General features: G+C 69.8%; 26 protein-coding genes. 10 read left to right on the top strand and 16 right to left on the bottom strand.

Annotated features, from left to right (window positions below; translation table 11 throughout):
- Positions 1-23: 23 nt before the first annotated feature.
- From AC5L36_RS11565 to AC5L36_RS11545, 5 genes are all read right to left on the bottom strand, one after another.
- Positions 24-485, bottom strand: coding sequence for a transglutaminase-like domain-containing protein (locus AC5L36_RS11565; RefSeq protein ID WP_441215454.1), 462 nt, complete (start codon positions 483-485; stop codon positions 24-26).
- A 47-nt stretch (positions 486-532) separates the two neighbouring features.
- Positions 533-1,558, bottom strand: a complete 1,026-nt coding sequence (locus tag AC5L36_RS11560) for a fibronectin type III domain-containing protein (protein WP_441215453.1) — start codon at positions 1,556-1,558, stop codon at positions 533-535.
- A gap of 169 nt (positions 1,559-1,727) precedes the next feature.
- Positions 1,728-2,837 carry a hypothetical protein gene (locus AC5L36_RS11555; RefSeq protein WP_441215452.1) on the bottom strand — a complete coding sequence of 370 codons (1,110 nt, stop codon included), beginning with the start codon at positions 2,835-2,837 and terminating at the stop codon, positions 1,728-1,730.
- The gene (locus AC5L36_RS11550; protein WP_441215451.1) at positions 2,824-3,393 is read right to left on the bottom strand and encodes a SigE family RNA polymerase sigma factor; all 570 of its coding nucleotides are present in this window, start codon (positions 3,391-3,393) and stop codon (positions 2,824-2,826) included. Before AC5L36_RS11550 ends, AC5L36_RS11555 begins: the two co-directional genes overlap by 14 nt.
- Positions 3,394-3,476: 83 nt before the next feature.
- The gene (locus AC5L36_RS11545; RefSeq protein ID WP_441215450.1) at positions 3,477-4,475 is read right to left on the bottom strand and encodes an NADP-dependent oxidoreductase; all 999 of its coding nucleotides are present in this window, start codon (positions 4,473-4,475) and stop codon (positions 3,477-3,479) included.
- Between the two features lie 87 nt (positions 4,476-4,562).
- Between AC5L36_RS11545 and AC5L36_RS11540 the strand changes: the two genes are divergently transcribed.
- On the top strand, positions 4,563-4,985 hold the full coding sequence (locus AC5L36_RS11540) for a MarR family winged helix-turn-helix transcriptional regulator (RefSeq protein ID WP_441215449.1): 423 nt from the start codon (positions 4,563-4,565) through the stop codon (positions 4,983-4,985).
- Positions 4,986-5,014: 29 nt separating this feature from the next.
- On the opposite strand, the gene AC5L36_RS11535 is transcribed toward AC5L36_RS11540, so the two are convergent.
- On the bottom strand, positions 5,015-7,804 hold the full coding sequence (locus AC5L36_RS11535; protein WP_441215448.1) for an AfsR/SARP family transcriptional regulator: 2,790 nt from the start codon (positions 7,802-7,804) through the stop codon (positions 5,015-5,017).
- Between the two features lie 225 nt (positions 7,805-8,029).
- On the opposite strand from AC5L36_RS11535, the gene AC5L36_RS11530 reads away from it, so the two are divergent.
- Entirely contained in the window at positions 8,030-9,436 is a 1,407-nt protein-coding gene (locus tag AC5L36_RS11530) for a DUF8189 domain-containing protein (RefSeq protein ID WP_441215447.1), read from the top strand.
- 81 nt (positions 9,437-9,517) lie between these two features.
- On the opposite strand, the gene AC5L36_RS11525 is transcribed toward AC5L36_RS11530, so the two are convergent.
- The 8 genes from AC5L36_RS11525 to AC5L36_RS11490 all read right to left on the bottom strand — a co-directional run bounded on the left by AC5L36_RS11525 (position 9,518) and on the right by AC5L36_RS11490 (position 17,070).
- Positions 9,518-10,567, bottom strand: coding sequence for an LLM class flavin-dependent oxidoreductase (locus AC5L36_RS11525; RefSeq protein WP_441215446.1), 1,050 nt, complete (start codon positions 10,565-10,567; stop codon positions 9,518-9,520).
- The gene (locus AC5L36_RS11520) at positions 10,567-11,802 is read right to left on the bottom strand and encodes a vanadium-dependent haloperoxidase (protein WP_441215445.1); all 1,236 of its coding nucleotides are present in this window, start codon (positions 11,800-11,802) and stop codon (positions 10,567-10,569) included. Before AC5L36_RS11520 ends, AC5L36_RS11525 begins: the two co-directional genes overlap by 1 nt.
- 12 nt (positions 11,803-11,814) lie before the next feature.
- Entirely contained in the window at positions 11,815-13,146 is a 1,332-nt protein-coding gene (locus AC5L36_RS11515; protein WP_441215444.1) for an LLM class flavin-dependent oxidoreductase, read from the bottom strand.
- Position 13,147: 1 nt separating this feature from the next.
- Positions 13,148-13,876: an ABC transporter ATP-binding protein gene (locus AC5L36_RS11510; protein WP_441215443.1), complete on the bottom strand. Its 729-nt coding sequence runs from the start codon at positions 13,874-13,876 to the stop codon at positions 13,148-13,150.
- Positions 13,852-14,691, bottom strand: a complete 840-nt coding sequence (locus AC5L36_RS11505) for an ABC transporter permease (RefSeq protein ID WP_441215442.1) — start codon at positions 14,689-14,691, stop codon at positions 13,852-13,854. Before AC5L36_RS11505 ends, AC5L36_RS11510 begins: the two co-directional genes overlap by 25 nt.
- Complete coding sequence (locus tag AC5L36_RS11500) at positions 14,688-15,743, bottom strand: ABC transporter substrate-binding protein (protein ID WP_441215441.1); 1,056 nt, start codon at positions 15,741-15,743, stop codon at positions 14,688-14,690. The genes AC5L36_RS11505 and AC5L36_RS11500 overlap by 4 nt, the downstream gene beginning before the upstream one ends.
- The gene (locus AC5L36_RS11495; protein ID WP_441215440.1) at positions 15,744-16,256 is read right to left on the bottom strand and encodes a flavin reductase family protein; all 513 of its coding nucleotides are present in this window, start codon (positions 16,254-16,256) and stop codon (positions 15,744-15,746) included. It lies immediately after the preceding gene.
- A gap of 388 nt (positions 16,257-16,644) precedes the next feature.
- Positions 16,645-17,070 carry a cellulose binding domain-containing protein gene (locus AC5L36_RS11490; RefSeq protein ID WP_441215439.1) on the bottom strand — a complete coding sequence of 142 codons (426 nt, stop codon included), beginning with the start codon at positions 17,068-17,070 and terminating at the stop codon, positions 16,645-16,647.
- A gap of 44 nt (positions 17,071-17,114) precedes the next feature.
- Here AC5L36_RS11490 and AC5L36_RS11485 point away from each other — a divergent pair, with 44 nt between their 5' ends.
- The 7 genes from AC5L36_RS11485 (at position 17,115) to AC5L36_RS11455 (ending at position 22,666) form a co-directional block, all read left to right on the top strand.
- Positions 17,115-18,164 carry a hypothetical protein gene (locus AC5L36_RS11485; RefSeq protein WP_441215438.1) on the top strand — a complete coding sequence of 350 codons (1,050 nt, stop codon included), beginning with the start codon at positions 17,115-17,117 and terminating at the stop codon, positions 18,162-18,164.
- Between the two features lie 41 nt (positions 18,165-18,205).
- Positions 18,206-18,637, top strand: coding sequence for a peptidase inhibitor family I36 protein (locus AC5L36_RS11480; protein ID WP_441215437.1), 432 nt, complete (start codon positions 18,206-18,208; stop codon positions 18,635-18,637).
- A 71-nt stretch (positions 18,638-18,708) separates the two neighbouring features.
- Positions 18,709-19,314: a hypothetical protein gene (locus AC5L36_RS11475; RefSeq protein ID WP_441215436.1), complete on the top strand. Its 606-nt coding sequence runs from the start codon at positions 18,709-18,711 to the stop codon at positions 19,312-19,314.
- A gap of 262 nt (positions 19,315-19,576) precedes the next feature.
- On the top strand, positions 19,577-20,524 hold the full coding sequence (locus tag AC5L36_RS11470) for a hypothetical protein (RefSeq protein ID WP_441215435.1): 948 nt from the start codon (positions 19,577-19,579) through the stop codon (positions 20,522-20,524).
- Between the two features lie 87 nt (positions 20,525-20,611).
- Positions 20,612-21,292: a GNAT family N-acetyltransferase gene (locus AC5L36_RS11465; protein ID WP_441215434.1), complete on the top strand. Its 681-nt coding sequence runs from the start codon at positions 20,612-20,614 to the stop codon at positions 21,290-21,292.
- A 64-nt stretch (positions 21,293-21,356) separates the two neighbouring features.
- The gene (locus AC5L36_RS11460; RefSeq protein WP_441215433.1) at positions 21,357-21,761 is read left to right on the top strand and encodes a hypothetical protein; all 405 of its coding nucleotides are present in this window, start codon (positions 21,357-21,359) and stop codon (positions 21,759-21,761) included.
- A 167-nt stretch (positions 21,762-21,928) separates the two neighbouring features.
- Positions 21,929-22,666, top strand: coding sequence for a phosphotransferase family protein (locus AC5L36_RS11455; RefSeq protein ID WP_441215432.1), 738 nt, complete (start codon positions 21,929-21,931; stop codon positions 22,664-22,666).
- Positions 22,667-22,732: 66 nt separating this feature from the next.
- Here the strand turns inward: AC5L36_RS11455 and AC5L36_RS11450 are convergent, their stop codons facing one another.
- Positions 22,733-23,347, bottom strand: a complete 615-nt coding sequence (locus AC5L36_RS11450; RefSeq protein ID WP_441215431.1) for a cadmium resistance transporter — start codon at positions 23,345-23,347, stop codon at positions 22,733-22,735.
- A gap of 124 nt (positions 23,348-23,471) precedes the next feature.
- On the opposite strand from AC5L36_RS11450, the gene AC5L36_RS11445 reads away from it, so the two are divergent.
- Entirely contained in the window at positions 23,472-24,026 is a 555-nt protein-coding gene (locus AC5L36_RS11445; RefSeq protein WP_441215430.1) for a hypothetical protein, read from the top strand.
- A 54-nt stretch (positions 24,027-24,080) separates the two neighbouring features.
- On the opposite strand, the gene AC5L36_RS11440 is transcribed toward AC5L36_RS11445, so the two are convergent.
- Positions 24,081-24,617 carry a P-loop nucleotide/nucleoside kinase family protein gene (locus tag AC5L36_RS11440; protein WP_441215429.1) on the bottom strand — a complete coding sequence of 179 codons (537 nt, stop codon included), beginning with the start codon at positions 24,615-24,617 and terminating at the stop codon, positions 24,081-24,083.
- Between the last annotated feature and the right edge of the window lie 181 nt (positions 24,618-24,798).

Genomic DNA, 24,798 nt, shown 5'->3' with positions numbered 1-24,798 from the left:
CCTTGCTGGCAGATGAGCCCTCGTCACCTGCGGCACATCCACACAGCGCGGTCACCAGGATGAGGGCGGGTGCGACGATCAGCCATCGAGGTATCACAGTGCTTGAGTGTCCCATGTGCCCGGGCCGAAGTGCTCGCTGCCGGTGGTGGCGGCCGTAGAAGTCCGAGAAAGTTCAGGTGGGCAGTGCGACCGGCGAGGTGTAGTCGTCGGGTGGTAGGTCGCCGGCGGTGGTGGCGGTGATCGTCTGCTCGACCGGTTCGAGGGTGCCATACCCACCAGCGGCCGTCGAGTGCGGTCTCGGTGACCAGGTGGAAGCCCATCGGGTCGAGGCCGGCTGCGTAGACGGCGGCTACTCGGGCTGGCACGCCGATCGCGCGGCACAGGGTCGCGACAAGGTGCGCGTAGTCGCGGCAAACGCCTTGGCCGGCCAACAGCATGTCCGCGGCGTCGGTGGTGGGTCCGCTCGCACGGAACAGGGCCGGCACGGCGGCCGGCCTGTCCGTTGCCGTGCGGGGCGCACGGCGGTCGATTGCTAGTTGGTGCAGAGGACGGGGCTCAGCGCCGGACTTGTGACGGCGAACCCGCTCGGTAGCGGGGCGTCGCCCGACCGGGTCGCGTTGAAGCCCACAGTCGTGCCTGAGCCGGGAAGGATTCTGGTGTTCCACGATGCCGGGGTGCCGGTCGCCTGGTCCCCGCTGCGGCTGACGGTCATGCTGAACGCCGAGTCCACGGTGTACGCGGTCGGCAGGGTGAAGGTGAGCCGCCAGTCGTTCAGCACGGTGTCGAGGGTGAAGTTCCGGATGGTCACGTAGACGGTGACGTACTGACCCCAGCCGCTGATCTGGACCTTGCATGTGGGGTACGGCTCGGGCTTCGCGGTGGCGAATGTCAGCGGGGCCGAGCGCGGCGACCGGTTGCCGTTCGCGTCGAAGGCGACCACGGCGATCGTGTAGCTGGTGTCCGGGGTCAGGTTGCGCAGGTACAGCGAGGTGATGTCGTTGGTGGCGACGTCGGTCCATCCGCCGTCGGTCTGGCGCTGGACCACGTATCCCGCGACGCGATGGTTGTCCGTCGACGGGTTGAGCACCACGACGGTGGCGGAGATCGTTCCGACGCTGGATACGTAGGCGCCGCCGGGCGCGGTCGGCGGCGCGCTGTCGGGTACCGGTTGGGTGCGGACGGTCAGGTACCCGGACGGATTGCTCATGGTGTAGCCGGAGCCGGGCTGCGGGTTGGCCCACACCCGGTACTGGTAGGCGGTGTCCGGGTTCAACCCGGTGTGGGTGTGGTACGGCGTCGTCGTGGTGATGAGCCTCTGCGGGACGGAGGCGAAGATGGGGGTCACTTCGATCGTGTAGTTGGCGACCGGACCGGTCGACGGCGTCCAGGAGAAGGAGGCGCTGGTCGTGGTGACGGCGCCGGCGACCGGGGTGCCAGGCGTCGACAGTGGAGTGTCCGCCCGTGCCGGGCGGCCGGACACGGCCAGCACCACGAGTACGGTCAGGAGAGCGGTACCAAGGGTGGCGAGCGGTCTGCGGGGCAGGATACGGGCGGTCATCGGCAGTCCCTCAAGTTCGATTTCCATCAATATATCGATGGTTGTCGAAACCAACGCCGGCGGCCGCACCAGGGTCCACAAGAGACATTTGACTGAATTGGGCCACAGGCCGCAGGCCGCCCGGCCGGAGGGGCCGGGCGGCGATGGCTGTTGGGGCGGGCTCGTTCGCTCAGGGCGCGACCGGGATGGCGGTCGCGGCGTCGAACCAGGTGTCGTCGTTGTCCACCGAGGCGAGCGCGATGCCGTTGAGTACCTTGATCATCTCGTTTTTGGAGAGCGCTCCGTTTTCGGTGGCGATCTGAATGTTGACCTTGCCGTCCGGTGTCCAGGTGTTGCAGAGGGTGGCCGAGCACCTGGGTGACGTCGGGGGGCGCTGGCCGCCGCGCAGTTGTTGGTTGGAGTTGGCGTTGGGTACCACGAAGATCTCGAAGCTGCCGGGCAGGCCGGGGCCGGCGCTCTGCGGCCAAGGCTTGGTCAGGCCGGCGGGTCGGGGGGCCGGCTTGGCGAAGACCGCACCGCCGAAGTCGCCGTCCTCGGCGGCGGCGACGCCATCCATTCCCGCCATCGCGTGCGAGCCGAGTACGACCGGTTTGAACCCGGCCGGCACGTAGCTCATCCGGAATGGCAGCCTGACCGGGGCCGGGTTGGCGGGTGCCAGGGCGAGGGCGAGCCGCTCCAGGTCGTCCGGCGAGGGATCATCCGGGTCGCTGGAGTACGTCTCGAGGGTGGCCCACGCGCCGTCCAGATATTGCCAGGCCAACAGCTTGTGGAAGCGGATGTCGGTGAGCTCCTGTAGCAGGGCCGGCCGTCCGGCGACCGTGAGCCGCCGCGGGTTTCGCAGTCCGTTGGGGTCGAAGGCGCCCGGCCGGTAGACCACCAGGTAGGCCGACAGCCCGTTGTCGCTGTCTTCGACGACCGGGGCGATCTGGTAGGCCGTGGACGCGACCAGTGGCGCCTTCACCTGGAACCGGCCAACCTCGTAGCCCGTGAAGGTGAACGTGAACGGGTCGGCGGGCACCTTCAGCGGGCCGGGCGCGGTGGCCGGCACCGCGTTGGGCGGTGCGCCGGCGGGCTCTGGCGATGCGTCGGTGGACACCGGGCTCGGCACGACGACCGCGACGGCGACGGCGGTGGCGGCCACCGCGGCGGCGCCGCCAGTGATCGTGGCCCAGACCCGGCGGCGTCGCCTGCGCACCGCGGCCCGGACGATGTCGTCGGCGCTGTGCCGCAGCGGCGGCGCCCCGGACGTCGCCAGGTCGACAACGTCATATACCCGCATTGATCCACTCTCCCGTGTTGATAGCGGCGTTGCCGCCCGACCGGCGGTCGGGGGGTTCGTCCAGCTCGATCCGGTCCACACCCAGGACCGCGCGCAGCCTCGCCAAGCCGTGCTGCGTCTGGCTCTTCACGGTGCCGCCCGAGCAGCCGAGGACCTCGGCGGTCTCGTCCACGCTCAGGTCCTGGAAGTAGCGCAGGAAGAGCACGGCCCGCTGCCGGGGCGGCACCGTCATGAGGGCAGCCCGCACCCGGAGGCGTTCGTCGGTGGACTCGGCCGGGTCGGGCCGCGGTACGTCGGGCAGCACGTCGCCGGCCGGTCGTTCCCGCCGCCACCAGGGCCGGCGGGTCTCGTCGATGGCGGCGCGGAACACCATCGTCTGCGCGTACAGGTCAGGTCGCTCGAGCCGACCCCAGCGCGGGTAGAGCCTGGCCAGGGCGTTGGCCACGGCGTCCTCGGCGGCGTACCAGTCGCCGCAGGTCACGTACGCCAAGCTGCGCAGCGATGCCATGCGCGCGGTGGCGAACTCGCGAAACCCGTCGTGATCGTCCTGCTTCAACAGGCCGGCTCCCTCCGTCGAGGTGAAACGGACGCGGCCTACGGCGGGGTTGCATCACCGCGGCGGCTATTTTCGTACCTCGGCTATCCGACCTGGAGGGCCAGCTTCCCGACATAGTGATCAGTCAGGGCGCGATGCGCATCCTCGACGCGCTCCATCGGGAAGGTCTGGGCGACGTGGACCTCGAAGGAGCTCGCCTCGATGATCGCGTTCAGCCGGTCGGTGCCGGCACGGGTGATATCCCCGTCGTAGTAGGACACCGTCGCGCTCGGCGGCGTCACAGGCGCGGGCATGACACCGTTCGGCCAGGCGATCCGTCCAGAGTCCTTGACCGCGCGAAGAGACCGCTCGGCGATCTCGCCTCCCGCGGTGACCAGAGCCGCATCGAGCCCGCCTGGTGCGAACTCGAATGCCGCGGCCAACACATCGTCCTTGCGCCCGTTGACGACCTCGTCGGCGCCCAGCCGCCGGGCCAGGGCGACACCGTCGTCACCGGAGGCCACGGCCAACACCCGGATGCCGCGGTGCCGCGCCAGCTGCACAGCCATGTGCCCGACACCCCCGCTGGCCCCGAAGATCATGAGGGTTCCGTCCGGCCGCAGGCCGAGCAGGTCGAGGCCGCTCAACGCGGTCAGGGCATCCCAAGGCATCGCGCCGGCCTGCTCGGCCGGCAGCCGGTCGGGCACGCGCGCCACGAACTCCGCCTCGACGACGCCGTACTCGGCGTAGAAGCCGCCACGGTTCACCGGGTTTGTCGAAGCGTAGACGCGCTCGCCCACGTCGAACCGGGTGACGTTGCGGCCGACCGCGGCCACCGTGCCCGCCGCGTCCCAGCCGAGAACATAGGGGAAGGTCGACGCGACACCGAAAGCGCCGTCGTAGCCCCCCTCCCGCTCGAACGCGTCCCAGGACGCGACCCCGGCGAACTCCACCCGGATGAGGACGTCGTCGTCGCCGACCACCGGGAGCGGTATCCGGCGCGACGAGAGTTCGTCGACGCCGCCGAACCGGTCGAGGACGACCGCCTTCATCTGTGGCGCCACGGTCGGGATGCCCGTTGAGCGCTCGATCCTGCTGTCCATCAGCTCTCCTCGTTTACTTGAGTGAATCAAGGATCATTGGACCACGGATACTTGAGTACATCAAGTAACTGCCCTAAGCTGGACGCCATGGCACTGCCGAACGGGCCCGTAACCACCTCGTCGGAGGCCGAGGCCGTCCTGTTCGACCTGGTCGACGTATACGACCGTGCCTACGAGGCGGCCGCGGCCGAGCTGTCGCTCAGCCCGGCGCAGGCATGTGTCCTCGGGCGACTCGACGAGCAACGCGGCATGGGCGCCCTGGCCGAGGAGCTCGGCTGTGATGCCTCCAACATCACTCAGATCGTCATGCGTCTCGAAGCGCTCGGCCTGGTGACCCGCGAACCGAATCCCCGGGACCGCCGCGCGCGACTCGTCACGCGAACCCCCCAAGGAGACGAGATCAACCACCGGTTCGCAGCAGCCTTCACCTTCGCCCGCACGGCGGTCGGGCGACTCTCGTCCGACGAACAGGATCAGTTGACGGCCCTGCTGCGCAAAGCACTGGGCTGACACGCACCCGCGGCCCCATCCAAAGCGACCTACGCGGAATCACCGAGCTTGGTGCGGAGCTTGTCGGCGTCGGGGTGGTTGAGATCATCCAGGATGGACATGGCACGCAGCCAGGCGTCACGGGCGGCGTGGCGGTCACCGGCGGCGTGCTGGGTGTCGCCGAGGTGGGTGAGGGTCTCCGCCTCGTAGTACCGGTAGCCGAGCTCCCCGCGCAGCTCGAGGGCGTGCTGGTAGCAATCGATCGCCTGACGGTGCTCACCGAGGTGGTGATGGGCGACGCCGAGGCAGTCCCATGCGGTTGCCGTCCCCTCGCGGTCGCCCACATCCTGAAGCAGCGTGAGCGCCTGGCGGCATCTGTCGACGGCCCGATCGTGGTTGCCGAGGCGGCCCTCGTACCACCCGACCAGGTTCAGCGCGTGCGCCAGGCCCCGGCGGTGACCGGTGACCTGGTGCAGCTCGTACGCACGTCGCGCATGGTGTAGCGCCGAGGGATTGCGATCCTGCCGCCCGCACACCTCGGCGAGCGCGATGTGCGCGTGGCCCTGCCCGGTTTGGTCGCCGGCCTGTTCGTACAGGTCCAGGGCCACCCGTAGGTGAGCCTCCGCGTCGCCGATCGCGCCTACCTCAAGGTGGGCGTGTGCGAGCATGCGGTGGGCGCGGACCCGCGCCGCGGGGTCGCCCAGCTGGTCGGCGGCGGTCACGGCGGCTCGTGTGACGGCGATCCAGTCGTCCCAGTGCCCCCGCAGGTCGAGGAAGCTGGTCATTGTCCAGGCCAGCTGCCAGGTGTGCGCGTCGAACCCGGCAGCGGCGGCGTGATTGATCGCCGCTAGCAGGACGGTGCGTTCGGTGGCGAACCAATCGAGGGCTGCCTGGTAGTCGGCCGGCCGCTCGGGAACCAGGACGGAACGGGATGGAACGAGTGCGATCGGGTCCTGGTGCGGGTTCAAGAGCTGGGCGGCGGCGTGCGCGGCGTGCAGGTAGTGGCTGAGCATCCGGAACGTGGCGTCGCGGCGGTCGCCGTCGGTGTCGATGTGCCGCGCCTGCTCGGCGGCGTACACGTGCAGCAGGTCATGCATGGCGTACCGGCCCGGTGCCGGCTCGGTGAGCAGGTGGTGAAGGACAAGCTCGGTGACCGCGTGTCGGGCTTCCGGCAAGGACGTCCCGGCGAGGCTGGCCGCCGCCGACGCGGTGATCTCCGGCCCGGGATGCAGCCCGAGCAGCCGAAACAGCCGAGCCGTCCGCTCGTGGAGGTAGCGGTAGGAATAGGAGAACACAGCGCGCAGGTTGACGGCTGGATCACCGATGTCGAGGGCATCCAGGCGACGGGGGTCGGCCAGTTCGGCGGTGAACGTCCGCAGCGGGAAGGTCGGCTGTCCAGCGGCGCGGACCGCGACGATGGCCAACGCCAGCGGCAGCCGACCGCAACGCCTGACCAGCTCGACCGCGGCGGCCGGGTCGCCAGCCAAGCGCTCGGGGCCCAGGTGGCGTGCGAGCAGGTCGTGCGCTTCGACGTCCGACAGCGGGTGGAGCGTGAACGGGTGGGCGCCCGCGGCAACGGCCAGGCCGGCGAGGGGGCTACGACTGGTGATCAGCACCAGGCACGCGGCGCTGCCGGGCAGCAGCGGGCGCACCTGCTCGGCGTCGCGGGCGTTGTCCAGCACGATCACCATGCGGCGGCCGGCGATCACGCTTCGGTACAGGGCGGCCTGGGCGTCGAGGTCGGGCGGAATCCGTTCCGCCGGCATCGCGAACGCTTCCAGCAGCGAGCGGATCGCGGCCGACGGCGTCACCGGAGTGTCGGCGGGGTCGTATCCCCGCAGGTTGAGGTACAGCTGGCCATCGGGGAACTTGTCGGCCACCTGGTGGGCGGCGTACACGGCCAGTGTGGTCTTGCCGATGCCGCCGGCTCCGGTGATCGTGCAGACGACCGCACTGTTTTCGCCGGTGGCTTCGGCGGCGAGCTGGGCCAGCTCCTTCAGCTCGGCGGTACGGCCGACGAAGTGGCGGCTCGCCGCGGGCAGCTGTCGCGGCGCGGCTTTGTGGCTCTCGGTCGGTCCCGCGGTCGGGCCGGCGGCAGTGCCGGTGTCGTCCCGCAGGACCGCGGTGTACAGATCCCGCAACGGCGCGCCGGGGTCGATGCCGAGGTCGTCGGCGAGCCGGCCGCGCAGCCGGTGGAAGGCGTCCAGAGCCTCGGCTGATCGGCCGCAGCGGTGTAGTGCCTGCATCAGCTGCCCGACCAGTCGTTCGCGCGTCGGATGGGTAGCGACCAGCTCGGTGAGCTCCGCGACGAGCTGATGGTGGCGGCCGAGCAGCAGCTCCAGGTCGACACACTGCTCCAGTGCCGCAAGGCGTTCCTCGTCGAGCCGGGCCGCGGCGGCCACCAGGATGCCGCCGGCGCATCCGGCAAGAGCGGGGCCGCGCCACAGGCTCAGCGCGGCACGCAGTTCCACCGCGGCATCGGCGATCCGGCCGTCGTCCACCATGGACGGCACGGCCTCGACGCGGCTGGTGAACTCCAGCCGGTCGAGCCTCGCGGTGTCGAGCCGGATGCGGTAGCCGGGTCCGTCGGCGACGATGACCGACCCGCCGCCGGCATCGGCTAGCCGGCGTCGCAGCCCCGAGACGAGGTTCTTCAGCTGCTGCACGGCGGTGGCCGGCGGCCCTACGTCCCACAGCGCCTCGACCAGGGACTCGCGGGTAACGGTGCGCCCGGGGGCCAGCAGCAGCGCGGCCAGCAGCCGGACCTGCCGGGGCTCGAGCGGGCACCGCTCTCCGGCCGCGTCGACGACCTCCAGCGGCCCGAGGATCCGAAACTCCACACCCCTCCCCCCGGACGCCGGTACCGGTCCGGCCCATGCTCGCACGCGTCGCCCAGCCGCGGGTCGCACCAGTCAGATACCGGATGGCTGACCGGATCGGTACCGGTCCGATGACGGCCGCCATTGATGCTCTCCGCGGTACGACACATTGCCAAGCTTCAGGAGGTGGAGTTGATGACAACAAGAGGATCGTTCGTCGGGTGGTTCCGCGATCGAAGAGTGCTCATGATTGTGCTCGCGGTGGTGGCGTTGTTGGGTAGCCAGGCCGTGGCAACGGCCGCGTCGGCCGTGCCGAGCACGATCACGTTTCCGCTCGACGCGCCAAAATCGGTCATCGAGTCGCAGTCGCCCCTGCGATGGTGCTTCGCGAGTCAAGGCAACTGCCATCACGACTACAACGCCGCCGACATCTTCGCTCCCACCGGCACGCGAGTGGTGTCACCGGTGTCCGGCACCGTCATCAGCGCGACGCTGGCATCGTCCGGCGTCGGCAGCCGGGTCCAGATTCGCGATGACGAGGGCGACATCTGGTACCTGGCACACATGCATCACTCGCCTGGGTTGGCGGTCACCGATGGCCAGCGCGTGGCGCGTGGGACCCTCATCGGCTACGTCGGAACGTCCGCCCATGCCGTGGGCACGCAACCCCACCTGCATATCGACATGCTGCCGCCGCCTTACACGTCACGGCCTTCGTGCTCCGGGTCAGCCTGCGCCGCCTATCCGTTCGTCAACCTCCAGCCGCTGCTCGTCGCCGCGTACAACAACGTGGTGGTCGAGCCGCCGCCACCGCCGCCGCCGGCGCAGCTGGTGGGGGCGGTGTCAGCGGTCACCCGGGGAGACAGGTACGACGTGTTCGGGCGTACCGCGGACAACCGGCTGTTGCAGTGGACGTATCTGAATAGTCAGGATGGTCGTTGGCACGGGCCGACGGACCTGGGTGGGCCGGTCATCTCCGCCGCCGCGGTCACGGTCGACTCGTCCGGACGCTACGACGTATTCGCCATCGGCTCGAACCATCAACTCATCCACCGCATCTACCAGGGCGGTTCCTGGTCGGCCTGGGAACACCTCGGTGGTGTTCTGCACTACGGCATCAGCGTGGTCAACCCGTCGCCCGGGCGGTTCGACGTCTTCGGTGTCGACACCGACTACCACCTGGTCCAGAAGATCTACGCCGGTGGCCAGTGGTCGGCCTGGAACGACCTGGGCGGGGTGCTGCGCTCGGCCCCGGACGTGGTCTCCGTCGGTGGCCGGTACGACGTGTTCGCCACCGACACCGACCACCACATGGTGCAGAAGGTCTACTACGGCGACGGCAACTGGTCGAACTGGAACGACCTGGGCGGCTACCTCACCTCCGCCCCGTCGGTGACCCGTCGCGGTGACCGGTACGACGTGTTCGCCACCGACTCGGACCACCACCTCGTCCACAAGATCTACGACGGCACGGCGTGGACCGGGTGGAACGACCTCGGCGGCGTACTCACCGCCGCACCCACCGCCGTCAACCCCGACCCCGGCCGCTACGACATCTTCGCCGCCAACACCAACCACCACCTGATCCAAAAGATCTACAACGGCACCTGGAACCCCTGGAACACCATCACGACCACCAAACTCGCCGGCTGACCGAACGCTACGGGTCCGGAGCGCCACCGTTGTCTCGGCGGCGCTCCGGACCTCGGCCTGAGCGAGCGGGCGGCCGGCGGCTCAGCCGCCGAGCAGAGGTAGCAGCTGGTCGCCCTGGCGCTTGATCTCCGGCAAGTACGGCGTGTCGGAGAGGACGAGGTGGGTGATGCCGAGGCTCTGGTACTTGCGCAGCGACCTCGCGACGTCTTCGGCCGAGCCGACCAGCCACGTGGTGCCCGCTCCGCCGCCACCGAACCGGCCCGGTGCGGTGTAGAGATTGTCGTCGAGCACCTCGCCACGCGCGGCGAGATCGAGCAGCCGCTGCTGCCCGACGGCCGCCCGCCGGAGCGGGTCGGGTGGAAAGGCGCCGTTGCCGTTGGCCATCCGCGCGACCTTGGCTTCGGCGTCGGCCCACGCCTGTTCGGTGGTGTCCCGTACCAGGGTGGTGACCCGTAGGCCGAACTCGAGTGGGGCGTGCTCGCGTCCCCACTTCTCGCCGAGGCGCTTGAGGCGCTCGATCCGCTCGGCCACGCCGTCGAGCGGTTCGCCCCAGAAGAGCTGGACGTCGGCCTCGGTGGCGGCGACCTTCTCGGCGGCCTCGGACGCGCCGCCGAAGTAGAGCCGTGGTGGCTCGGTCAGTCGTGGCACCACCGTGGCGCCCGTGACGCTGAAGTGCTCGCCCTGGTAGGTGACGCCTTCCTCGGTCCAGAGCCTGCGCACGACCTGGATGAACTCTTTGGTGCGGGCGTAGCGGTGGGCCTGGTCGCCTTCGCGGTCGCCGTACGCTGCCAGGTTGTCCTTGCCGGAGACGATGTTGACCAGTACCCGACCGCCGGTGAGGTGGTGCAGGGTCGCGGCGGCGGAGGCGAAGTTGGCTGGTCGCCAGTACCCGGGCCGGATCGCGATCAGCGGCTGGAAGGTGGTGGTCTGCGCGGCCAGCGCGGCGGCGACCGTGAAGGTGTCCGGTCGTCCCCAGCCGGTGCCGATGAGCGCTCCGGCCCAGCCGTGCTCCTCGAGGGCCTTGGCGTGGCTGGTGAGCGTGGCCAGGCTGTTGTGGTCTGGCGCGACGTCGTCGCCGCGGTGACCGGGCTGGGCCTGGTTCGGGATGTACCACAGGAACTTGGCGCTCATCAGCGGAACAACCTCGCCGCGTTGCGTACGGTGTGTGCGGCGACGTCACGTCCGAGCCGGACGCCGACCTCGTCCGCGGTGCGGGTGTGGATGCCGGACCAGACCCGGGCGTCGATGTTCTCCTCGGTGGGGCGCCGCCAGTCGGTGTAGGTGCGCGTGGCGCCGGGCTGGCTGGGGCTGGTGAGGGTGTAGGGCTCGCGAGCTCTTGGGCCGACAAGGGCGGTGAGCACCTGTTCGGCGGCGCCGGAGTAGGTGTTGTGCCCGCTGGGGTAGTCCGGGTGCGCGGGGGTCGGATGCAGTGGCGTCCACTGTGGATCACGGTCGGCGCCGGTCCGGATGGCGGTGACCGGGCGCCAGCGCAGGTACGCGTACTTGGTGTCGGACGTGGCGATCTGGGTGTCGACGAGCGCGACGTGGAAGATGGCGACCAGGCCGGCCCGCCAGGCGACCGGGCGGGTGGATTGGGCGAGCGCGGCGCGCAGGACTCCGGTGTAGAGGGTCAGCGAGGAGCCGAGCCAGAACGTGGCCGTGTCGGTCTGTCGCGGTGTGCGTACGGCGCTGTCGGCGGCACCGTACGCACGGACCTCGGCGAGGTCCGCGCGGTACCGCTGTGAGTCCAGCGCGGGCGGTGGCTCGGGCCGGTACAGATCGGCGCGGTCGAGCAGAAACGGCGTGGCGAACCGGGCGCCGGTCTGCTGGGCGGCGGTGAAGCTCGGCGGGGTTGGTTGCCAGACGCCTGGAGCGGGATCGGGCGTGGCGTATGGCGGGTTGACGGAGGCGGGGTCGAGCCTGTCGCCGGCTCGCTGGGCGAGCAGGGAGCGGGCTTGGGCCTGGCCGGCGGCGGTGGCGCGCTCCTTGGCCCGCCCGTCCGGGATCCGGTCCAATGTGGTCCGCAGCGCGGCGTCGAGGGCGGCCGTGCCTTCGGGTATCAGGGTGGTCAGCGCGGTGTGGACGGCGGATGCGAGCGCGGCGTCCTGGTAGTGGCGAAGTGTCCCGGCGGGCGCGGTGCGGACGGCGCGGGCGGCGGCGAGCCAGCTGATCGCCCATGCGCGGCTGCTGGTGACCTGCGGCCGGGTGCCGGTGGCGACGGTGGCGGCGGTGACGTCGTACCATTCGACCGCGACATCCACAGTGGACGCGGCTGCGGCGGGTGCGGCGGAGATGCCGGCGACCAACGCGGCCGCGGCGATACCGGCCGCGCAACGGCGCCAGACGCGAAAGGTCGGCGGGTTCATGCTGGTCCCTCCTCAACGGGATGCGGTCGCGGGCTGCCGGGTGGACTGGTTGGCCGGGCGGGCGAGCCCGTAGTGGTCGCGCAAGGTTCTCCCGGTGTATTCGGCGCGGAACAGGCCGCGCCGCTGGAGGATCGGCACGACGTGGTCGACGAACGTCTCCAATCCGGACGGCAGCACCGGCGGCATGATGTTGAACCCGTCGGCCGCGCCGCCGCGGTACCACTGCTCGATGGCGTCGGCGACCTGTTCGGGCGTCCCGGCGAAGGTGCGGTGTCCGCGGCCGCCGCCGAGCCGGCCGATGAGTTGGCGTACGGTCAGCCGCTCGCGGCGGGCCAGGGTGACGATGAGCGTGTACCGGCTCTTGGCGCCCTCGATCTGGTCTTCGCCGGGCAGGTCGGCGGGGAGTTCGGAGTCGAGGTCGAGGTCTTCGGGGGCGACGCGCAGCGTGGTGGCGAGCTGCTGCCGGGCGTACTCGGGCTTGATCAGCCGATCCAGCTCGTCTTCCAGCGCCCGTGCCTCGGCCTCGGTGGCGCCGATGGCCGGGACGATGCCGGGCAGGATCTTGACGCTGTCCGGCTCCCGGCCGAGGAGGGCGGCCCGGCGCTTGAGGTCGCGGTAGAACGCTTGCGCCTCGGCGAGCGTTTGCTGCGCGGTGAATACCGCCTCGGCGTACCGGGCGGCCAGCACCTTGCCGTCCTCCGACGAGCCGGCCTGGACGAGCAGCGGGTAGCCCTGGGGCGAGCGGGGCACGTTGAGCGGGCCGGCCACCCGGAAGTACCGTCCGCGGTGGTTGGGCGGGTACAGCAGGTCGTCGTCTCCCCACCGGCCGGCGTCCTTGTCGCCGAGCGGCGCGGCGTCGTCCCAGCTGTCCCACAGCTTGAGCGACACCTCGACGAACTCGGCCGCCCGCTCGTACCGGTCGCGGTGGGCGGGCAGCTCGTCGAGGTTGAAGTTGCGGGCCGCCTCGACGCCCGCGGTGGTGACGATGTTCCAGCCGGCCCGGCCGCCGCTGATGTGGTCCAGCGACGCGAACCGGCGGGCCAGGTTGAACGGCTCGTTGTACGTGGTCGACGCGGTCGCGATCAGTCCGATGTGGTCGGTGGCCGCGGCGAGCGCGGTGAGCAGCACGGTGGGTTCGAGGGTGCCGGCCGGCCGCCGTCCGATGCTGTTCCACAGCACCGGGCTGTCGGCCAGAAACAGAGAATCGAGTTTGCCGCGTTCGGCGATCCGGGCCAGGCGTTTGAAGTGCTCGACGTCGGTTTGTGCGAACGGGTCGCTTTCCGGCAGCCGCCACGCGGCCTCGTGGTGGCCGACGCCCATCAGGAACGCGTTCAGATGCAGCATGTCATTCCTCCACGCCGAGGGCGTTCAGCAATGATTCGCGGTACGCCAGAAACCGTGGCTGCCGGTGCGAGCGCGGCGCCGGCAGGTCGATGGCCTGCTCGACCGCGATGCGGCCGGCGTCGAGCAGGACGATCCGGTCGGCCAGCGTGATGGCCTCGTCGACGTCGTGGGTGACCAGGAGGACGGTGGGCCGGTGCCGGGCGCACAGTTCGCGCAGCAGGCCGTGCATCTTGATCCGGGTCAGCGCGTCGAGGGCGCCGAACGGCTCGTCGGCCAGCAGGAGCTCCGGCTCGGAGACCAGGGACCGGGCCAGCGCCACCCGCTGCTGCTCTCCGCCGGACAGTTCGTTGGGCCAGGACCGCTCCCGCCCGGACAGGCCGACCTCGGCGAGCGCCGCGCGGCCCCGCTCGTGGGCGTCCGGCCCGCCCAGGCCGAGGATGACGTTGTCCAGGACGCGCTGCCAGGGCAGGAGCCGGGCGTCCTGGAACACGACCGACGACTTCTCCGGCACCTCGACCAGGCCGGAGCCGGCCACGTCACGGTCCAGCCCGGCCAGGGCGCGCAGCAGAGTACTCTTGCCGGACCCGCTGCGGCCCAGCAGTGCCACGAACTCGCCACCGGCGATCCGCAGATCCAGTCCATTCAGGACGGCGCGGTCACCGAAGCCGCGCACCAGTCCCTGTACATGGACGGTGTGGGTGGCGGTCAGTCCGCCAGTGTGCGTCGCCACGACAGCGCCCTCCTTTGCACGAGTCGGACGGCGCCGTCGGAGAGCAGACCGAGCAGCCCGTACAGCACCAGGCCGACGATGATGACGTCGGTCTGGCCGTACTCACGGGCCAGGTCCATCATGTAGCCGATGCCACTGGTCGAGTTGATCTGCTCGACGACCACAAGGGACAGCCACGCGCCCACGACCGCGAAGCGCATGCCGAGCAGGAACCCCGGCAGCGCACCGGGCAGGACGATCCGCCGGACGAACACACTCGGACGCAGCCGCATCGACTCGCCCAACTCGACGTACCGGCTGTCGATGCCGCGTAGCCCGTTGTGGGTGTGGATGTAGACCGGCACGAACACACCGAGGGTGATGGTCGTGACCTTCATCTGCTCGCCGATGCCGAGCCACAGGATGAGCAGCGGCACCAGGGCGAGGGCCGGGATCGCCCGCTTGATCTGGATCGGCCCGTCGAGGATGGCCTCACCCCAGCGGCTCAGGCCGGAGATGACGGCCATGACGGTGCCGACCGCCGTGCCGATCGCCAGGCCCAGACCGGCCCGGCGGGCGGAGACCGCGAGGTTGTCCGGCAGCCGGCCGTCCGCGACGAGGTCACCCGCCGTCGTGACGACGGTCCATGGCGCCGACAGGGTACGTGAGTCGATCCAGCCGGTCGCCGAGCCGACCGTCCACACTGTCAGAAGTAGCAACGGGCCGACCGCCGCCCCGAACGGGATCGGCCGCCCGGGTCCGAGCCGGCGCCGCGGCTTGCGGGCGGGCACCGTCGTCGTCGCCGCCCGCGGCGGGGTGAGAACCGAGGCGGTCATCCGGCACCTCCCGCGGTGAGCGCGTCCGCGGCGACGGATTCATACCGACGGTCGTAGAGGTCCTCGGCCTTGAGCGGCTTGTTGCCGGTCTCCTTGGCGAGCAGGTCGATGGTTTCCTGGTGTCGGGCGATGGCATCGGTCCAGCTGGCCGGGATGTCGGCCAGGCCAGTGTTCTCGACGATCCACCTCCCGTCTTCGGTGGTGAGGCCCTGGTCTTTGACGTAGTAGCGCTCGATCCACTCGTCCGGGTGCGCCTCCCGCCACCGCCACGCCTTCGCCCACACCCGCACGTACTGGCGGATGGCGGCGGCCTTCGCCGGTTCGGCGAGCACGCTGGTCGGGGCGTACAAGTGGCCGGGGTCGTCGCGCAGCCCGTGCGGGATCGTCTTGGCGCCGTCCTTGCCGTACTTGCTCTCGTAGCGCTTGATCTGCACTCCGCCGATCGGCGCCACGTCGACCTGGTGGCTGGCCAGTGCGGTGCCGTAGACGTCGTTGGTGCTCGGCAGCTCGACGAGCTCGACGTCCTGCTTGGACAGTCCGGCCTTGTGCAGCACGCGCAGCACGAGCGCGCCCTGCGCCTGCCCCGGACTGTAGGCGATCCGCTTGCCGCGGATGTCCGCGAGCGTGGTGACCGCGACGCCTGGGGCGATGCCGAGCCGGTAGATGGCGTGATCGAGCGGGTCCTGGCGGAACCTGGACGCCACGATCTTCGTGGGGATGCCGGTCCAGTGCGAGTGGATCGGCGGGATGTCGGCCACCGCGCCGATATCGAGCGCGTCGGCCCGAAACGCCTCCAGCGTCTGCGGGCCGCCACTGATGTTGGCCCACTTGACCTCGAACGTGAGCGAGTCCACCAGACCGGAGAACTCGATCGCCTTCTGGTGCTCCTTGTCGCCTACGGTGAGCACGGTGCCCTTCGGTACCGAGTCCGTGAGTGGTGCGGCGGCGAGTGCCGCGTCCGGCTCGTCGTCGCCGGCGCAGGCGGTCAGGCCCAGCGCGACCGCGCCCAGAGTCGCGGACAGAAACGTTCGGCGGTCCACAATGGATGACACTCAGTACTCCTCGGAAGCGTTGTGCAGGGCTGCGTACCGCCCCATGTGGTAAAGCAACGGACTGCCGTCGCCCGGCTCGCCGGCCACCGGCTCGGCGAGCACCACGGCGTGGTCTCCGGCCAGCACCCGCTGGGTCACCCGGCACAGCAGCCAGGCCAGCGTCCCGTCCAGCAGGGGCACCCCGTACGGTCCGGCTTGCCAGCCGGGGTGCGCGGCGAACCGGTCGATGCCGCTGGTCGCGAACGTCCGCGCGACATCCCGCTGATCGGCATCGAGCAGGTGCACCGCGACGTGCCCGGCGCGCGCCACGGTCGGCCAGCTCGACGACGCCCGGTCCAGACAGAACGACACCAGCGGCGGGCGCAGCGACACCGACGTGAACGAGGTCGCGGTGAACCCCACCGGCGGGACACCGGCGGCGGTCACCACGGCGACCGACGCGGCCTGCCGGCGCAGCAGCGCGCGGAACGCGTCGGGGTCGACCGGAGCGAGCGGTTCGGCGGCAACGGTCATGGCATTCCTCCCGGTTGAGACGACCGGCACACGGCAGCACGAGCAGGCGTCCGGGGCGGGCGCGGGCGCGGTGATACCTCAAGCGGCCGTTGATCGGATCACGGCGAAGGCAGCCGGTCCCCATTGAGCCGGCGGCGCGACGCTGATGGCAAAGTCAGGGAAGGAAGAGCGCCTGGCGGCAGCAGCCGCACGCGCCGGTCCAGCCACGGCAACACACCCGCGACACCGCCACCGCGGTGCCGTCAAGCGGAGCGTCCTGGCTGGTCATGGCCTCAACGTTAGCCTATTTCTCCTACGTGTCAAGTAGGATTTCGATGGCGTGCAGCCCGTGCGGCCGGCCGGAATGATCGGTATCGGGTTCGCCGGCCCACCGGCCGCCAAGCCGCGGCTACGTCGCGGTGCAGCTCAGGAACGCCGCGGCGGTCGAGCCGGACGAGCCGAGGCGCCCGTTGAAGGTGATCGTCACCGCGCCGCCCGGTGGCACGATCCCATTCCAGGTGAGGTTTCGCATGGTGACGAGAGGGCCGATGATCGGCGGCCACGTCGCCCGCACCAGCTCCGCGTTGGCGACCGACTGCGCGACCACTCTCTGCCCGTCCAGGTAGGACCAGCGGACCTGCCAGCTCTGCGTCGTGACCGTGCCCGTGTTGCGCATGGTCGCGGTCGCGGAGAAGCCCGTGTCCCAGACCGCGAGCACCTGATAGCTCGTCTGGCAAATCGGCGCGTCCGCCCGGGCCGGCACGGCGACCCCAACGGCGGCGGCCAGTGCGATGATCAGCGGGACGGTGCGCCACAACCATCGACGACGACTCATGCCCGCCATCCTACGTGCGTCGCCGTGGACCCATCGTGCCTCTTTTGGACGTCCTTCTGCGGCCGCTTCGACCACGTGGTCCTGCTCAGCGCGTCGCTGGAGTCGCGCCGGACGCACCGCCGGCGCGCTGTGCCGCGTGGCTTGCGCGAAGCATCGGTGAAGGCGATCTGAAGCTGCGAGCCTCTACGTTTCGTACAGGCGTCGATGTCCGGGCCTTGGGGGAGGGCGGCATGCTCAGGCACGCGTGGGTAGGGGCGCTCTTGGCCGTCGCGTTGGTCGGCTGCGGGAGCGGTGGCGGGGCGCGGGCGGTGGAAGATGTGCCGCCGCTGTCTCCGGCCCAGCTGCGCGAGCTGGCCGAGGCGGAGGAGGTCCTGGTGGCGCGGTGCATGCGTGCCCAAGGTTTCGAATACCACGTTGTGCCGCCTGATCTGGTGCTGGCCGAGGACCGCGACTTCCCGTACGGCATCGACGATCCCGCGTGGGCTGCCCGCCACGGGCTGGGCCGGGTTCTCCGCGATCTGGCCAGCCGCCGCGCCGGCCAGGACAACCCGAACAGCCGGTACACGGACTCGTTGTCGCCGGATCGGCGGCGTGCCTACTCGACTGCTCTGTTCGGCGCGGAGGTCAAGGTGTTGGCGGTGACGATCCCGACCGGCGACCAGGTCACCATGGCGACGGACGGCTGCCTCGCGTCGGCCCAGCAAGAGCTGTACGGGGACCTGCGGCGATGGTTCCCGGCCAAGACCATCGTCAACAATCTGGCCGCCGCGATCCGGCCGAAAGTCTTCGCCGACAAGCGGTTCCAGGAGCTGGCGCGGGAATGGGCGGGGTGCATGGCCGGCCGGGGCTACGCCTACCGGGACCCGGTAGACCTGCGGGAACGGTTTCCCTCGACATCCGCCGAGCGGGAACGACAGGTGGCGACGGCGGAAGCCGAGTGCGTCGGGCGGACCCGGTTGGCCGAGGTGGGTCGTCAGCTGGAGCGGGAGTTGGGCGCGCCGGTGCGGGCCATGTTCGCCGCGGACATCCGCGCCCACCGCGATTTCCAGGCCGCCGCACTGCCTCGGGCGGCGGACCTGACCAGAAACCGTTGACCGGGGCAGCTTTGAAGGGAGAGAGCCTGGTGAGGACACAAATGAGGTTCGTGACGGCGCTGGCCATGGGCGTCGGCCTCGTGGTCGGCCTGCTGCCGGGGGCGGCGCACGCCGCGCCGAAGGCCACGGTCGCCACCGTCGTGGACGTCGAGCCGCTGGCCGCGCATTCGTGCGATCCGGGCGACTTCTGCGCGTACGAAGTCGTCAACTTCACCTTCAGCCTGTACGCCTGGGCGGGTAACGACTCCAACTGGTCCAACAACTTCACGGCCAGCGGTATATCGATCAACAACAACGACTCGTCCTGGCGCAACCGGAGCAACCCCTGCGTCGGCTGCGACGCGGTCCGCGTATTCGACAACACCAACTACGGCGCGCCGGTCACGGTCTGCCTCACCCGGGGCCAGAGCCTGGCGTCCTGGGGACCCGCCAACAACCGCGGCTCGTCGCACAGCTGGTACGGCGGCTGCTAGCGCGCGGCGACCACTGGTCCTGGGGCGCTACCGTGGTGCCGCATTGGTGTCAAGCGATCAGGAGGCGCCAGATGGCGACCGCGGATCAGATCCTCGCCTCCCTTGCCGGACGGCTGCGTGGCCGGCCCGTGCCCGACGATCTGCGCCGGCTCGTGGCCATCCAGGCCGCGCGGCCCGCCGGCGAGCAGCGGGCGAGGGATCCGTTGCTACACACCAGGACTGTCATCTTCGAACCGGGTGAGTCCGACGCCCTGCTCGACCACAGCTACCTCAACGAGAACGATCGTGCCGACCCCGACATCATGGCCAACATCGCCGCGATCGATACCGTGCTGCCGCACGCGGCGTGGATCGGCACCCTTGTGGACGGCGACGTGGTCGGCTACTGGCTGCACCCCGACGAACCGGTTGGCGAGCCACCGCTGGTCGTCACCTTCAGCACCGAAGGCGAGTTCGACATCCAGCCCGGCGAGTCCCTGGTGGAGGCCGTGATCTACCACTACGCCGGATACCAGGACGACCGGTTCGCCGCGGCCGCGGAATTGTACGAGGCGCACGGGCTGCCGATAGCCGCGCGGCGAGCGGACGACCTACCGCACCGTCGTGCGGTCGTCGACCCGGCCGCTCTGCACAGCAAGCGGTACGAGGAGGAATGCGCGGCGCGCGGCCTGAGCTAGCCGCGGCTGTCGCGGGCTTTACGTCTGGCACATCGCCCGCGATGACCGGGCAACCTGGATCAGATTGCATTCGAACATGATGGGTTTGGTGATGTGCCCCACAGTGGCAGAGGACTTCTCGCTTGAATTTCGGCAGGATTTCGTTCAACCAGAAGTTCTGGATCAACTCACGTTGGGCCATTTTTCCTTTAAAGCATTACTGGATAGGTCGGCGAATCGGTTGTTGACGTAGTTCGGTGGTGGCGGTCAAAACTCATGGGCCATGAAGATATTGATAGGCGTCGCATCGATTCTGGCTGTTGTGGCCGTGCCGGCGGCTCCGGCCGCGGCGGCGGCGTGTACCTGGCGGGTTAGTCCGCTGCCCGCGCCGGCTGGGTACTCGTATGCCGTCGCCAACGGGGTCGCGCCAGCGTCGGGGTCCGTCGTCGGGCACGCGGTGCGTACGGATGGGAGCGGGCGCGATGCCGTGGTGTGGCGAAACCGGATCCCCCAGGTATTGCCCAAGCCGCCGATCCAGGGCAGCGGCTCCAACCGCGCGGACATCATCAACGACCAGGGTGTGATCGCGGGTGTCTGGTGGGGTGCGGACAACCGTGTAGCGGCGTGGCGCTATCGGGACGGCGCCTACGAGATCCTGCCCGTGCCGTCGACGATGATGGGTGTCGCCGTCACCGGGATCAACAGCGTCGGCGACGTCGTCGGTCAGGCCTTTACTCTCTCCCCCTCCTCGGAGGGGTTGCTGTGGAAGGCGGCGACGCCGGGTCAGTTCACAAGCCTTGGCTCCTCGATCTATGCGGTGGGCATCGACGACAGTGGCCGGATGGTCCTGAATAACCGCGTCATCGTCAACCCGGACGGCTCACGGATCACGTTGCCGCGTCCCGTGTCCATGAGGCTGTACGACCGGGGTCGAATCCTGAGCGAGGACCTGGCCACGAACACCGTCGTGGAGTGGAACGTCTCGGCACAGGTTGTCCGGGAGTTCGCCGGAAGCTTCCCACATGCGGTCAACGCTTCGGGCGTGATGGTAGCCACGCCTCCGGGCACCGTCTATGTGGCGGTGCGCAACGGCAACGCGTGGGAACAGTTCGCCATCCGGATGACCGCGAGCGAGGGAATCACCGACGGCAATGTCGTGGTGGCAAACTTCGACCACGACGGGACGACACAGACCCAGCAGGTTGCCGGTACCTGGCAGCGAGGCTGCTAGGCCGTATTTCGTAAGTTCCGTGCGACGCGGCCGGCACACCCGCTGACCGCCAGTTACCTGGGGGCAGCGGAGCCTACACTTTGGACGATGCGGGACACGCTTTCGTTCGAGCGGTACCTCACGTCGCTTGTCGGGTCCTGGCAGGCGCTCGCCGCGCCGCACGATGACGCGGAGGTCGTGCTGGGTGACGGCTTCATGGCGGCACGGTTCGGCGGACACCCCGTGCTCAACAACGCCGTCCTGCTGCGCCCGGACGCGCTGCCGGCGGCCCTGGCGGTGTTCGCCGGCACCGTTCAGTACGCGATCTGGTCGGCCGACGAGGTGACCGGAGCGGCGGTCCAGGCGGCCGGGCTGCGCCGGGACATGACAACGGTGCCCATGTGCTGCGACCTGCGTATCGTTCCACGGCCTGAGGACGACGGCGTCCTGGAGGGCGTGGCGCCTGAGGTGATCGCCGAGCTCACCGAGGTGGACCCCGCGCTGCTGCGGGGAGTGCCAGGGCTGTGGACATTCGCCAGCAAGGGATTTGAGTCGGGACTCGTGCTCATCCCGGTCGACACGGACGTCAACGTTTCGTTCGTCACCACCCGCGAGACGGCGCGCCGTCGTGGTCTGGCCACGACTGTGCTGCGCCACGCGCTGGCTGGCGCCAGGGCTCGCGGGTTCGTCACCGCCAGCCTCCAGTCGACCGCGATGGCGCAGCGGCTGTACGCACAAGCCGGATTCGTTCCCGTCGGCCGGTGGCAGGAGTGGGTACCGACACGCTGAGCACCATCCGGACATGGGCCGGCACCACTGGTGGTCTTGGCGGCGCGACGACACGATAAGTTCCATGCGGTACGCACGTTACCTACCTGTACTGGTCCTCCTCGTCGCCGCCATCGTCGCACCGGCCGCACCAGCGGCCGCGGCGACCAGCGCGATCACCGTCGACGACGTCCACTTCGGGCAAGGCAACGAGATCGTCGTCTCGGGCACGGTCACCTGCTCGCAGCCGACCGGCCAGGCCCTTGTCCGATACTGGGCGACCAACTCGTTTCCCCTCGACGTGGCCACCGGCTCCGGCCAGGTGAGCGTGCCGTGCGCGGACGGGCCGGTGCCATGGGCCGCCTCGGCCCGACCCCAACTCAACGGCTTCGACGACAGGTTTCCGCTCTCGGTGATCGCGACCTTCTACCGCGATGGCACACAGGAGGCGGCCACGCTCAACCTGTTCCAGCCCGGCTGGGGCGACTGAGCCCGCAACGCGCCGACGGCGTCGTCACCACGTCAGCCGGACTCCTACAAAACAGACGCGGGACCGCCCGTGAATCCTGCACGGGCATCGGCTGTGTCGCGCGGTCGCGATTTTGCGCGCGATAAACCTGCGGCGGCGTCGATGATCGTTCCGCGATAATGGCCGGCATGGAGGAGGTCAAGGTCGTTGTCGCCCACGACGACTGCGCGACCCTGCGCGTCGGCGACGTGTTCCTGAAGATCGACGCTGATCAGACGCGCACCGACGTCGAGGTCGAGGCGATGACGATGGCGCCGATCCCGACTCCGCGGGTGCTGTGGCGCAAGCCGCCCGTGCTCGCGCTCGCCGCCGTGCCCGGGATGGCATTGGGCCGCCTCGGCGAGCCGTCGCCCGCGTCGCCGGCGGCGTGGGCCGCGGCGGGCGCGGCCGCGCGGAAGCTGCACGACGCGCCCCTGCCGCCATGGCCTGGCCGGCGCCTCGACGAGCTCGCCTCCCGCCTGGACGGCGAGTGCGAGTGGCTCGTCACGAACGGTGTGCTTCCCGCGGAACTTGTCACCCGTAACCGCGAGGTTGCCGAGACCGCGCTGCGGCCGTGGAAACCGGTGTTCGCGCACGGCGACTTGCAGATCACCCACGTGTTCGTCGACGGTGACGAGATCACCGGTGTGATCGACTGGTCCGAGGCGGCTCAGGGCGACGCCCTGTACGACCTCGCCGTCCTGACGCTCGGACACGAGGAGCACCTCGCCGACGTGGTCGCCGGCTACGGCACCGATGTCGACACCGACGTGATCCGCGGATGGTGGTCGTGGCGCAGCCTGGTGGCGGTCCGCTGGCTGGTCGAGCACGGATTCGACCCGTCCTTGCCGGGCTGCGAGTTCGACGTACTGAGATCGCAGATGTGAGGCCTCACGGGGCGGCAATGCCTCGGGCCAGGCCAGGCGTCGTGGCGCGAGGATTGCGGGTCACCGTCACCCGAGCCTGAACAACTCGCCGATGACACCGGACTCGGCGACGATGACCGAGCCGATCAGCATAAACACCGCCGGGACGATCCAGTGCCCGAAGCGCTGCATGGCCTCGATGACCCTCTTGTGCGAACCCAGCCAGGAGCCGGCCGCGCACCACACCGCCACCAGTAGCGCGAACACCGCCACCGTCAGAAGGCTTTCGGCGACGCCGATGCTGCGCAGCATCGGCGTGTAGACGGAGATGTTGTCCGCGCCGTTGGCGATCGTCACCCCGGCCACCGACGCCATCCCGGTCGCCACCACGGGCGGGGCGTCCTGCTCGCCACCGCGGGCGCGGAAGGCGGTGACCAGAGCGCGGACGCCGAGCGCGAACGGCACCAGCCCGAGCAGCCCGACCCAGCGGTCCGGGATGATCGTCAACCCGAGCGCAGCCACCGCCGACGCCGCAACCAGCACCCCGATACCGGCGTACTGCCCCACCCAGACCTGCCACGGCCGGGGCCGGCCAGCCGCGCGGGCGGACAGGAACAGCACCGTCAACACGATCAGGTCGTCCACGTTGGTACCCGCGAACACCCCAACCGCTGCCACGACAGTTCTGAGCTGGTCACCCACGACCGGCCAGCGTAATGCCCGCTCGACCGGAGTCGGGTTCGTGCCTTTCCTGAATTGATCACACCGAATGCGTCTGGCCCGCGATAGTCTGCGTGGCGCGGGATCGACCACGGGGGAGGGCGCGATGACAATGCTCCGGCGAGGCGTCGTGGTGGCGGCTGTGACGACGCTGGCGTTGGCGGGTCTGGCAGCACCGGCGCGGGCTGAAGCCGCCGGCGGCACGCCACCGACCAGGACCGAGACCGACGTGCAGGTCGTGCACAGCGATCCGGTGGCGTGCGGCGACTACGGCGTCGAGTGGAACATCGACCTGCACTCGGTCAACCTGACGTTCTTCGACCAGGCCGGGCGCCGGGTAAAGCTGGTGCAGCACATCACGGAGGACAACACCGTCCGCAACACGGTCACCGGGCTCACCCTGCCGGACAGTCCCGTCGACTTCGTGCAGACGTCGACGTTCGATCCGGAGACGGGGCTGCGCACGCACATCTTCGTCGTGGGCACCTCGGTAAACGTGCGCCGCGGCAGCCAGCACCTGGTCGACCGCGGCCCGATCCTCATCGACGGCCAGACCGGCAGGATTCTCTTTGCCGTCGGCCCGCACCCGATCCGCCGCCTCATTGACGGCAGCTTCGACATTCGGCGAGCGCTGCCAGGGTTCTGCGACATCTTGCGTTAGCGACACTCCACCTCCGACCTTTCGTGAACGGGGCAGTGCCGCGGGGAGTAGGCGTCAGGACACCGATGGCGGCCAGCGGTGTCCGCGCCACTGGTCCCATGTCGCGAATCCAGCCGGTGGGTCGTCGACGGGTTCACTGCCGTCGAGTTCGCCTCGCGTCGGGATCTCGAAGATGGTTGCCCACTCGGCGAGTTCCTCGTCGGTCACGGGCCAGGTCGTGTGTGGCGCTTCGGCCAGGCGCTGATCGAGTCGTCTGCGCTGCTCGGCCGGGGCGAGCGCGAAGTAGCGCAGCTCCGCGGTCGCGCCAAGGTCCGCGGCTGCCTGGCGTAGACACGAGCGCTCGTTTCGACTCCAGAGGCCGTAGTCGATCACGACGTTGTTGCCCAGTTCGAGCGCGCGCAGCCCGATCTGGATGAGCCGCCCTTCGATCACGTCTCCAGCCGATGGTGGATTCTCGCGCCCGTAGAGAGCCTTCACCCATTCGTCCTTCGTGAGACGAAGCGCTTTTCGCTCGATCTCGATGCGCCGAGCGGCAGTGGTCTTTCCGGTGCAGGGGAGTCCCACGGTCAGGAACAGCGTTGGTTGCCGCATCATCACCCACTTCCGGCGCCCGGCTATCGCTGGCGGACTTGCCGTCCTGGGAACCGTCATACCATGACTTCGCCCGCACCGAGACGACCGGCCCAGGACACCGAGTGTCCTGGGCCGGGGTGGTGCTGTGGCTGTTGGTGTTACCGGTCAGGTGATGGTGATGTCGCTGCACCACATGTAG

The organism is Phytohabitans sp. LZ39, assembly GCF_059359075.1.
Note: the sequence above shows the minus strand (reverse complement) of the source record. Positions and strands in the feature narration are given on the sequence as shown.